This window comes from Streptomyces coeruleoprunus (genome assembly GCF_039542925.1).
GTDB classification, from domain to species: domain Bacteria; phylum Actinomycetota; class Actinomycetes; order Streptomycetales; family Streptomycetaceae; genus Streptomyces; species Streptomyces coeruleoprunus.
This window is the reverse complement of the sequence record NZ_BAABIT010000001.1, coordinates 3,470,276-3,482,191: the sequence shown is the minus strand read 5'-3', so window position 1 is coordinate 3,482,191 and position 11,916 is coordinate 3,470,276. Positions and strand designations below refer to the sequence as shown.

General features: G+C 74.3%; 6 protein-coding genes. All 6 read left to right on the top strand.

Features of this window, described 5'->3' with window-relative positions; genetic code table 11:
- Positions 1–117 precede the first annotated feature (117 nt).
- On the top strand, positions 118–255 hold the full coding sequence (locus ABEB09_RS15350; RefSeq protein ID WP_345690473.1) for a hypothetical protein: 138 nt from the start codon (positions 118–120) through the stop codon (positions 253–255).
- A 35-nt stretch (positions 256–290) separates the two neighbouring features.
- The gene (locus tag ABEB09_RS15345) at positions 291–1,760 is read left to right on the top strand and encodes an MFS transporter (protein WP_345690472.1); all 1,470 of its coding nucleotides are present in this window, start codon (positions 291–293) and stop codon (positions 1,758–1,760) included.
- A 300-nt stretch (positions 1,761–2,060) separates the two neighbouring features.
- Positions 2,061–2,627, top strand: a complete 567-nt coding sequence (locus ABEB09_RS15340) for a helix-turn-helix transcriptional regulator (protein ID WP_345690471.1) — start codon at positions 2,061–2,063, stop codon at positions 2,625–2,627.
- Positions 2,628–2,741: 114 nt separating this feature from the next.
- Positions 2,742–6,311, top strand: coding sequence for an amino acid adenylation domain-containing protein (locus tag ABEB09_RS15335; RefSeq protein WP_345690470.1), 3,570 nt, complete (start codon positions 2,742–2,744; stop codon positions 6,309–6,311).
- Positions 6,308–10,306, top strand: coding sequence for a non-ribosomal peptide synthetase (locus ABEB09_RS15330; RefSeq protein ID WP_345690469.1), 3,999 nt, complete (start codon positions 6,308–6,310; stop codon positions 10,304–10,306). The genes ABEB09_RS15335 and ABEB09_RS15330 overlap by 4 nt, the downstream gene beginning before the upstream one ends.
- 1 nt (position 10,307) lies before the next feature.
- A complete protein-coding gene (locus ABEB09_RS15325) occupies positions 10,308–11,891 on the top strand; it encodes a condensation domain-containing protein (protein ID WP_345690468.1) in 1,584 nt (527 codons plus the stop codon).
- Positions 11,892–11,916: the final 25 nt, after the last annotated feature.

The following is an 11,916-nucleotide window of genomic DNA, read 5'->3' as shown; positions in this document are numbered from 1 at the left end:
AGCGGGGCTTGCCCTATGGTAAGTCTGACAGTGTTGTTCAAGTTAAGGAGTGTCCGGTGAACCCGGAGAGTCACACCCGTACCGAGCCCGGCCAGGGCCACGGCCCCGGGCACGGGCATGCGCACGGCCACGGGCAACCGCAGGGGCATGGGCAGGAATCCGCGCACGGGCACGGCCAGGACCAAGGGCATGCCCACGGTCATGGGCACGGCCACGGCCACGGCCACCACGGTGACGCTCCCGCCGGTCCCCTGAACCCCCGCCGGTGGCTGATCCTGACGCTGCTGTGCATGGCGCAGTTCATGCTGATCGTCGACGTGACCGTCGTGAACGTCGCGCTGCCCACGATCGGCGCCGAACTGTCGCTCGGCGCCTCCGCGCTGACCTGGGTCGTCACCGCGTACACCCTCTTCTTCGGCAGCCTGCTGCTGCTCGGCGGCCGGGTCGGCGACCTCCTCGGCCGCCGCCGGATGTTCCTCGTCGGCCTGGCGGTCTTCACGATCGCCTCGCTGGTGTCGGGCCTCGCGGACAGCGGCGGCGTGCTCATCGCCGCGCGGGCCGCGCAGGGCGTGGGCGCCGCGATCATGTCGCCGGCGGCCATGGCGCTGGTGATGACGGTGTTCCAGGGCGCCGAGCGCAACCGCGCCCTGGGTGTCTGGGCGGCGGTCGGCGGCACGGGCGCCGCGTTCGGCGTCCTCATCGGCGGCGTGCTGGTCTCCGGCCCCGGCTGGGAGTGGATCTTCTACGTCAACGTGCCGATCGGCGTCCTCGTCCTCTTCGCCGTCCCGGCCCTGCTGAAGGAGCAGCCCGCGGCCCACGGCGCCCGCGGCCACGACGCCCACGGCCACGGCGCCCAGGCCCACGGCGGGCACGACGCGCACGGCCACGGCGGGCACGGCCACGGGGGCCACGGCCCCGCCCCCGCCGGCATCGACCTGCCCGGCGCGCTGACCATGACCGCGACGCCCGCGCTCCTCATCTACGGCCTGATCCAGGCCCGCGACCACGGCTTCGGCGCCCTGTCCGCCTGGCTCCCGCTGGTCGGCGCGCTGCTGGGCGCCGTGCTGTTCGTGGTCGTGGAGCGGGCCGCCGCCGCGCCGCTGGTGCGGCTGCCGTTCCTGGCGCGCCCGTCGCTCGTCGGCGGCTGCCTGGTGATGCTGGCCGCCTCCGGCGTGCTCATCTCGGCGTTCTTCCTGTGCTCCTTCTACCTCCAGCACGTCCTCGGCTTCTCCGCGCTGAAGACCGGTCTCGTCTTCCTGCCGGTCGCCGTGGCCACCACCATCGGCGCCCACCTCGGCGGCACCACCGTCGCCCGGCTCGGCTGGCGGGTCACCGCGACCGCCGGGCTGGCCCTCTCCGCGGTCGGCGCGCTGCTGCTGACCGGCCTGGAGAAGGACGGCAACGCCTGGACGCAGCTGCTGCCCGGATTCCTGGTGCTGGCGTTCGGTCTCGGTGCCGCCTTCGTCTGCGCGATCACCGGCGCCATGCACGGTGTCGAGCACCGCGACGCGGGCCTCGGCTCCGGCCTGGTCAACACCTCGCACGAGCTGGGCGCCGCCCTCGGCATCGCGGTCGTCGCGGCCGTCGCGGGCGCGAGCCTGGAGGGCGGCGGCACGGCCGGCGGCGCCCCGAGCGTGGACGGCTTCGGTGCCGCGTTCCTCACCTGCGCGGTGATCTCGGCCGTCGCGGCCGCCGCCGCGCTGACCCTGCTGCCCAAGGGACGCCCCGACCCCAACGCCGGTCCGGTGTTCGCCCACTGAGCGCCCTTCCCAGCCCCGGCGGGTGGCAGCCCGCCGGGGCCTTCGGCATGCCCGCATAGTTTTCCATGGCAAACATGGCAAACAGCTTACGAAAAACAGGCCTTGACGCGTCCGCGTCGCCTGATCAATAGTGTCGACGGTTCTTGGCTGAAAGTTGCCGACCTAGGGGGAGGAAGCGTGCAAAGTGAACGCCAAGGCGCTGACGAGGACTGTCATCGTATTCTGATCATCGATCCCGACCCGGCTTCGCGAGCATTACTCCGACGCTTCGTGGAAGCCGGCGGACGCGCCGGAAACCTGATGTCCGCGGCCTCGGCCGCGGACATTCCGCTGGACCGGGCCGAACGCCCGCTGAGCCTGTTCCTCTCGTCGGACGCCGGGGTGCGGGACCTCTCGCTGCTGGGCCCGCTGCTCTCCGACCCGTCCACCCACGTCGTGCTGATCGTCCGCTCCCTGGTGCAGGGCCAGCTCGACACGGCCCAGTGGGTGCTCGCCGATGTCGTGCTGCGCCTGGAGGACCTCCAGGACGCCGTCCTGGACGACGTCCTCACCCCGCGCCGACGTGGGACGGTCGCCGTCTCGCCGGAGGCGCTGCGCCAAGTCGTCCAGCTCGCCTCGGCCGCGACGGAGGGCGGCTCGAGGCGGCCGCGGCTCACCGAGCGCGAGACGGAGACCCTCTGGGGCGTCGCCCAGGGGCTGAGCAACCGCCAGATCGCCCGCGGCATGGGCATCACCGAGCACGGCGTGAAGCGCCACCTGGCGAACGCCATGGGCAAGTTGAACTGCCAGAACCGTGCCTCGGCCGTCGCCGTCGCACTGCGCAGCGGACTGCTGCACCTCACGGACGTCGGCAGCGGCGTCTCCTGAAACCACCCGACCGGACAGCAGGGGCGAATTCCAGGAATGCCACAGAATCGATGTGCCGAAATGCAGGGCGACGGAATGGAACTGCGCCCGGCGGACCCGTCGGCCGCTCCCGAAATGCCGTTGAAGCCTCAACCGGAAAAGCCTGAAGGTGCCGAGTCGACCGAATATCGGACAGGGCTCGCCCAGGCCGATTGGTCGTCCCTGGCGCAAATCGCACAGGAGCGTTCCGTCACGCCGGCCGCCGTCGTCCTGACGGCCGCGGCCGACGTGCTGCGCCTGTGGTCGCGTCGGCCGGACTTCGCGCTGGACCTGCTCCCGCAGGACGGCGGCCCGGCCCGCGCGCTCACCTTCGACGTGGCCGGGGCCGACTCGTTCACGGCCCGCGCCGAGCGCGTCCAGCGGCAGCTCGACGCCGACAACGCGCCCGGCGCCACCACAGCACCCACCGCACCGGCCGACCCCCCCTACTCCTACCGCGCGGCGGAGCGCGACGGCGGCCTCTCCGTCACCTGGCGGCTCCGGGACGAGCTGTTCCCCGCGGGGCTCGCCGACGACGTCGTCGCCGTCTGCACGGAGCTGCTGCACCGGCTGGCCCGCGACCCGGACGCCTGGGACGCCCCCGGCCGTCTCACCGCCCTCCCGGCCTGGCAGGCCGCCGAGCGCGCCGACGCCAACAGCACCGCCGCCGACCTGCCCGCGGCCACCCTCTGCGGCCTCGTCGAGGCCCGCGCGGCCGAGACGCCCGACGCGGTCGCCGTCATCGCGGAGGACGGCCGCCTCACCTACGACGAGGTCGTCACGGCGGCCCGCCGCCTGGCCCGCCGGCTCACCGGCCTCGGCGCGACGCCCGGCGAACTCGTCGGCGTCGTGGTCGACAAGGGCGCCGCCCAGGTGCCCGCCGTCCTCGGCGTCACCCTCTCCCGCGCCGCCTACCTGCCCATCGACCCGCAGTGGCCGGCCGCCCGCCGCGCCCAGCTGATCGAGCAGGGCGGCGTGCGGACCGTCGTCACCACGGCCGCGCTGCGCGACCGCCTCGAATGGCCCGCCGGCATCCGGCTCGTCACGCCCGACGACCCCGAGGTCCGGCAGGCCGACGCGGGTCCGCTCCCGGCCGCGCCGACCCCCGACGACCTCGCCTACGTCATCTTCACGTCCGGTTCCACGGGACAGCCCAAGGGCGTCGTCATCGACCACCGGGGCGCCGCCAACACCGTCCAGGACATCAACAGCCGCTTCGGCGTGGGCCCGGCCGACCGGGTCCTCGCCCTGTCGTCGCTGAGCTTCGACCTGTCCGTGTACGACGTGTTCGGCGCCCTCGCCGCCGGAGCCGCCGTCGTCCTGCCGGCCCCCGGCCGGGCGCACGACCCCGAGCACTGGTCCGACCTGGTGGCCCGGCACGGCGTGACCGTGTGGAACTCCGTACCGGCCCTGATGCGGGTGTGGCTGGAGTCCCCGGCCCCCGTGCCCGCCGGAGCGCCCCTGCGCCTGGTGCTGCTCAGCGGCGACTGGATCCCGGTGTCCCTGCCGGACGCGATCCGCGCCCCGTACCCGGAGGCCCGGGTCATCAGCCTGGGCGGCGCCACCGAGGCGTCCATCTGGTCGGTGCACTACCCGATCGGCGACGTCCCGGCCGACTGGAAGCGCATCCCGTACGGCAAGCCGCTGGCCAACCAGACCCTGCACGTCCTCGACGCCGCCCTCGACCCGTGTCCCGTGTGGAGCACCGGCGAGATCCACATCGGCGGCACCGGAGTCGCCAAGGGCTACTGGGCCGACCCGGTCCGCACCGCCGAGCGGTTCCTCGTCCACCCGGTCACCGGGGAGACGCTGTACCGGACCGGTGACCTCGGCCGCTACCTGCCGGGCGGCGACATCGAGTTCCTGGGCCGCGAGGACACCCAGGTCAAGGTGAACGGCTACCGCATCGAGCTGGACGAGATCGCCGCCGCCGTACGCCGCCAGCCCGGCGTGCGCGAGGGCATCGTCACCGTCGACACCAACCCGGCGACCGGCCGCGGGCAGCTCGTCGCGTACGTCGTCCCCGAGGACACCGCGACGCCGTCCGAGGACGCCCCGGACACGGCCGCCCTCTGGCCCGCCGTCCTCGAAGCGGCGCAGGGGGAGCTGACCGCCGCCGTCGCCGAACTCGCCCCGCGGACCGAGACGTTCCGCGCCCTGTGGCACCGGCTCGAAGCGCTCGCGCCCACCGTCATGGCCCGCAACCTCGCCCGCCTCGGCGTCTTCACCACGCCCGGCGACACGGCGACAGCCGACGACATCGTCGAACGGACCGGCATACGGCCCCTCTACCGGGGGCTCGTCGCCCAGTGGCTCACCGTCCTCGCCGCCCGGGGCGTCCTGCGGCCCGTCGCCGACCGGCCGGCCGCCCACCGCGCCGAGCGGCCGCTCGACGCGGACCGCCTGGACGCCGAGATCGCCGCCGCGCTCGACGGCATCACGGCGGCCGGACCCGACGAGGTGCTGCTGGAGTACTTCACCTCCTGCATCGACCGCCAGATCCCCCTCCTCCAGGGCACGGTCCGCCCGCTGCAGCTGCTCCTGCCGGACGGCGACTGGCGGGTCACGCGGGCGCTGTACGCCACGAACCCGGCGGCCGTGCTGCAGAACCGGATCGCCGCGCGGGCCGTGGCCCGGTACGCGGAGCGGTTCCCCGCCGACCGGAAGGTCCGCGTCCTGGAGATCGGCGCGGGCACCGGCGCCACCGCCGACCGGGTGCTGCCCGCGCTGCCGGCCGACCGGGTCACGTACCACTTCACGGACCTGTCGACCGCGTTCACCGAGCCGGCCCGCAAGCGGTACGACGACGTCCACCCGTTCGTCACGTACGGGCTGTTCGACATCGACGAGGACCCGGCGGGGCAGGGGCTCGCCCCCGGCTCCGTGGACGTCGTCGTCGCGGCGAACGTCCTGCACGACGCCAAGAACCTGACGAAGACCCTGGCGGCCGTCCGCCGGCTGCTCGCCCCGGGCGGGATCGCCGTCCTGATCGAGGGCACGGTCAACTCGCCCCTCAACATGATCAGTTTCGCGTTCCTGGAGGGCTTCGGGAACTACCAGGACCAGCGCGAGGCCACCCTGCTGTCCGTGCCCGAGTGGCGCGAGCAGCTGACGACGGCGGGCTTCACCCGGTTCGCGTCCGTGCCGGACGGCGCCGCCGCCGTGGACGCCCTCGTCCAGCACGTGCTGATCGCCGGAGCGCCCTCCGGGGCCACCGGCGGGGACGGGCCGCTGGACCTGGCCGGACTCGGCGGGCGGCTGGGCGAGCTGCTCCCCGACTACATGGTCCCGAACCACTTCCTCGTCATCGACGCCCTGCCGCTGAGCGCCAACGGCAAGGTCGACCGCTCGGCCCTGCCCTCGCCGTGGCGCGAGTCCGCACCCGAGGAGCGGACCGTGCCGCGCTCGGAGCTGGAGCAGCGCCTGTTCGCGATCTGGAGCGAGGCGCTGGGCCGCGACGACTTCGGCACCGGCGACAACTTCTTCGACCTGGGCGGCGACTCGCTGCACGCGGTCCGCATGGCGGGCCGGTTCCGCAGCGACCTGGGCGTGGACCGGTCCGGCGACGAACTGATCGACCTGCTCTTCGAGGCACCCACCATCGAGGAGCTGGCCGCCGTCCTGGCACCGGACGTGAAGCCGGCCGCTCCGGAGGCCCGCGCATGACGGCCACCGCGGAGGAGACCGTGCGCGCGGCGGGCGAGGACGCGGCGGCGTACGAGCCGTTCCCGCTCACGCCGCTCCAGGAGGCGTACGTCGTCGGCACCTCCCGCATGGTGGAGCTGGGCGGCTTCCTGCCCGGCTACTACGTCGAGCTGGACCTCGTCGACCTCGACCCGGCGCGCGCCGAGCAGGCCGTGCGGCGGCTCCTGGAGCGCCACGGGCACCTGCGGACCGTCGTGGACGGCGCGGGCACCCAGCGGGTGCTGCCGCCCGGCGAGGTCCCGCCGTACCGGCTGCCCGTGACCGACCTGACGGGTCTGGACGCGGACCGGCGCGAGGCGGAGATCGCGGCGGTGCGGCGCCGGATGTGCGAGGACGGCATCGACCCGGCCCGCTGGCCGCTGTTCGAGGTCGTCGTGCACCGGCTGCGGCCCCGCCGCTACCGCGCCCACATCGCCATGAGCCTGCTCCTGCTCGACGGGCGGGGCATCCGCCAGGTCATGGACGAGTGGCGGACCTTCTACGACGACCCGCGCGCCGAACCGCCCGCCCCGGCGCTCACGTACCGCGAGTGCCGCCTGCAGCTGGCCGCCCACGAGTCCACCCCCGCCCACCGGGAGCACTGGCGGTACTGGGAGGACCGGCTGGAGACCCTGCCGGAGGCGCCCAGGCTGCCGCTCGCCGTCCAGCCGTCCGCCCTCGACACGGTCCGCTTCACCCGGCGCACCCACCGCCTGACCGCCGAGCAGTGGCGGCGCCTGTGCACGGGGTTCCGCCGCCACCGCATCCTGCCCACCACGGCCCTGCTGCACGTGTTCGCCGAGGTCCTGGGCACCTGGGCCGAGGCCCCGCACTTCTGCCTCACGATGCTGCACCAGAACTGGGCGACCTCCCGGCCCGAAATGGCCGGAGTCATGGGCCAGTTCGGAGCCACCCTGCCGCTGGAGGTGGACCTGCGGCGCTCCGACGACTTCTGGGAGCGCGGCCGGGCCCTGCAGAAGCAGGTCGTGCGGGACCTGGAACACGCCGACGTCGCCGGGGTGCGGATCACCCGGGAGGTGGCCGCGCGGCGCGGCTGGACCTCGCGCGCGGCCCTCCCGTACGTCTTCACCAGCATGCTGAAGCCGTCCGGCGCCGCAGCCCGGCCGCCCCGGGCCCCGCACGCCGACCGGCTGGTGTGCCGGGAGGTCACCAGCGAGCTGCGCACCCCGCAGGTCCTCATCGACAACCAGCTCCACGACGGCGCGCACGGTGGCGTGGACTGCGTGTGGGACATGGTCGACGACGCGTTCCCGCCCGGCCTGCCGGACCTGATGTTCGCGGCGTACGGGCGGATGCTGGACGCGCTCGCCGGACCCGACGGGGCGGAGCACGCCCCGGACCCGCTGCCGGCCGCGCACCGGGACCTGGTCGCCGCGCTCAACGCGCCCGTCCCGGGGACCGCGCCGTACGAGCGCCTGGAGGACGGCTTCCTGCGGCGGGCGGCCGAGCGGCCCGGCGCCACCGCCGTGCTCACCCCGGACCGGACGCTCACCTACGGGGAGCTGGAGGCCCGCTCGCGGGCCGTCGCCCACTGGCTGGCCGACCGGGGCGTGGGCCGCGGGGACGTCGTCCCGGTGGTGATGCTCAAGGGCTGGGAGCAGGTCGTCGCCGTGCTGGGCGTGCTGCGGGCGGGCGCCGCGTACTGCCCGGTCGACGCGGGCCTGCCGGCCGAGCGCGTCCGGCACCTGCTCGACGCGTGCGGGGCCCGGGCGGTGCTCGCGCAGGCGTCCGGCGCCCCCGGCCTCGACGGCCGCGAGGTCCTGCGCGTGGACGCGACCGAACCGCCCGCCCCCTCCGTACCGCTGCCGCCCGCGGGCGAACCCGGTGACCTGGCGTACGTCATCTACACGTCCGGTTCGACCGGGCAGCCCAAGGGCGTGATGATCGAGCACGCGGCCGCCGTCAACACCGTCGCGGACATCAACGACCGGCTGCGGCTGGGCCACGACGACCGGGTCTTCGGCATCTCCTCACTCAGCTTCGACCTGTCGGTGTGGGACGTCTTCGGCGCCCTCGCGGCCGGCGCCGCCGTGGTGCTGCCCGCGGCCACGCCCCGGCCCGACCCGGTCGGCTGGGCGGAGGCGGCGTCCCGGTACGGGGCGACCGTGTGGAACTCGGTGCCCGCGCTGGCCCAGATGCTGGCCGAGGTCGTCGCGCAGCGCCCGGACACCGTGGCGCCGCCGCTGCGGGCGTTCATGATGAGCGGCGACTGGATCCCGCTCGGCCTGCCGGACCGGCTGCGCGGAGTGTGGCCGCAGGTGCGGCTCGTCGCGATGGGCGGGGCGACGGAGGCGTCCATCTGGTCGAACATCCACGAGATCGACCGGGTCGACCCGGGCTGGCAGAGCGTCCCGTACGGCATTCCGCTCCGCAACCAGACCATGCGGATCCTCGACCACTGCCTCGACGTGCGGCCGCCCTGGGCGGTGGGCCGCATCCACATCGGCGGCGCCGGCCTCAGCCGCGGCTACTGGCGCGACGAACCGCGCACGGCGGAACGGTTCTTCGCCCACCCGGGCACGGGCGAGCGGCTGTACTGGACGGGCGACCTGGGCTGCTACCGCCCGGACGGCACCATCGAGTTCCTGGGCCGCGAGGACCGCCAGCTGAAGATCCAGGGTTTCCGCGTCGAACCCGGCGAGGTCGAGGCGGCCGCCCGCGAACACCCCGGCGTACGCGAGTGCGTGGTCAGCGCGGTCGACGGCTCGGGCGGCCAGCGCCGCCTGGTCGCCCTCGTCGTGCCCCACGACGGGGAGCCGCTGGAGGGCCGCACGGTGCTCGCCCACCTGCGGGCCCGCCTGCCGCACTACCTCGTCCCCGGGCAGGTGAACGTCCTGGACCGGCTGCCGCTCACCGCGAACGGCAAGGTCGACGTGGCGGGCGCGCTGGCGGCATCGGCGGCCCGCGAACAGGCGGCGCCGGCCGACGCCACCGAGGCGACCGCATCCGTCCGCCGGCTCGGCGCCCTGTGGGCGGAGCTGCTGGAGATCCCGGCGGTCGACCCGGACGCCAACTTCTTCTCGCTGGGCGGCAATTCCCTCCTGGCCCTGCGGCTGATCAACCGCATCCACACCGACCTGGGCGTGGAGCTGCAGTTCGGCGAGGTCTTCGAGGCGCCGACGGTACGGGCCCTGGCGGCCAGGATCGAGGGCCTGGAACGGCAGGCGTCGTCCCTCGTCACCCTCGCGGACCGCCCCGGCCGGGAACTCTTCCTCTTCCACCCGGTGGGCGGCTCCGTCACCAGCTACACCCCGCTGGCCCGCGCCTGGCCGGGCCCCGTGCACGCCTTCCAGAGCCGGGCGCTCGCCGAGGGCACCACGGCCGCGCTCGACGCGGACGTGAAGTCCATGGCGACGGCCTACCGCGAGGAGCTGCAACGGCTGCGCCCCGAGGGCCCGTACGTCCTGGGCGGCTGGTCCATGGGCGGCATCCTCGCCCACGAGGTGGCCGGTCAGCTGGCCGCACAGGGCCACGAGGTACGCGTGTTCCTCATCGACGCCGACATCACGGAGGTCAGGGCCCCGGACGGCGAGGCGGCACGGCACGTCGAGTTCCTGCGGGACCTGGCGGGCGGAACGCTGCCGGAGCACGCGCGCGAGGCGCTGCTCGCCTCGGAGGAGCCGGTTGCGACGGGCGCGCGGGCGGCTGCCGAACTGGGCCTGCTGCCCGAGGAGGCGGGGGTCCGCGCGTACAAGCTGCTCATGCGGGTCCACGCCCACAACCTGGCCGTCCTGGCCGACCACCGCGCGGCCGCGTCGGACGTACCGGCGCTGCTCCTGGTGGCGGGCGAGGTCGACCGCCCCGACCCGGTGGCGGCATGGCGGGCGCTGTGCCCGGCGCTGGACGCGGACGTGTGGCCGTACGACCACTACTCGATCGTCGCGCCGGAGGTGCTGCGGCGGGTGGTGGAGCGGGTCACCGCCTGGCTGGACACCACGGACGGAAACAGGAGCTGAGATGACCGACTGTCCCACGACGAAGGACGAGATCCGGCGGGCGGCGGCCGAGGTGATGGGCGTCGACGCCGGGACGGTCGACGACGACGCCAACCTCATCGGCCTCGGCATGGACTCCATCCGCATGATGCGGCTGGCCGGCGGCTGGCGACGAGCCGGAGCTGCGGTGACGTTCCGGGAACTGGCGGAGGACCCCACGGTGACCCGCTGGCACGCGCTGCTGACCGGCGGGCGGCCGGTGGTCGCGGAGCCTGTGGTGAGCGCCGGACCGGTCGACGCCACGGCACCCTTCGACCTGACCCCGGTCCAGCGGGCGTACTGGATCGGCCGCCAGGAGGGCATGGCGCTGGGCGGCGTCGGCTGCCACGCGTACCTGGAGCTGGACGGCACCGACATCGAGCCGGACCGCCTGGAGCGGGCGGTACGCCGGGTGCTGGAGCGCCACGAGATGCTGCGGGCGCGCTTCACGGACGAGGGCCGCCAGCTCATCCAGGACAAGAGCCCGTGGCCGGGCCTGACCGTCCACGACCTCACGGACACGGAGGCGGAGGCGCTGCGCTCGCGCCTCTCCCACCGGGTGCTGGACGTGGCGGCGGGCGAGGTGTTCGACGTGCAGCTGTCGCGGCTGCCGGAGGGCCGGACCCGCGTACACGTCAACATCGACCTGCTGGTGGCGGACGTGGCCAGCATCGAACTGGTCCTCACGGACCTGGCGCGCGCGTACCGCGACCCGGAGGAACTGCCGGCGGCCCCGGCGTACGGCTTCGCGCAATACCTCCAGGACTACCGCGCGTGGTGCGGCGACCCGGGAACACCGGGAAGCCCGGCGGCGGTGGCGAGGGACTTCTGGCGCGCGAAGCTCCCCGAGCTCCCGTCGCCGGGCCCGAAGCTCCCCCTGGCGGTGCCGCCCACCACCGTGACGGCCCCGAGGTTCTCCCGCAGGACCGTGGAAATCGACCCCACGACGTGGGACCGCATCACGCAGCGGGCCAGGGAACACGCCGTCACCCCGGCGACGGTGCTGGCGACGGCGTACGCGGAGGTGCTGGGCGCGTGGAGCGAGGAGCCCCGGTTCCTGCTCAACGTGCCGCTGTTCGACCGGCAGCCGCTGGACCCGGCGGTGGGCGAGCTGGTGGCCGACTTCACGAACCTGGTGCTGCTGGCGGTGGACCTGACCGAACCGCTCCCGTTCGCCGACCGCGCACGGACCGTGCAGAGCCAACTCCAGCAGAACGCCTCGCACGCCCAGTACTCGACCCTGAACGTCCTCCAGGACCTGCGCCGCGCCCACCGCGACCGCCGGGCGGGCGCCCCCGTCGTCTTCGCCTGCAACCTGAACTCGGCGTTCGTCCCGGACGTGGCGCGCGAGGAGCTGGGCGAGTGGACGTGGATGCTGTCCCAGACCCCGCAGGTGTGGCTGGACCACCAGGTGTACAAGGTGGACGGTGCGCTGGTGCTGGCGTGGGACGCGGTGGACGAGCTGTTCCCGGAAGGACTGCTGACCGAGATGCTGACGGCATACGACACGCTGCTGCGGGGCCTGGTGGAGCCCACCGCTTGGCAGACCACCCCGGTGATCCGATGACGAGGACGACAACGCCGTGGCTGCG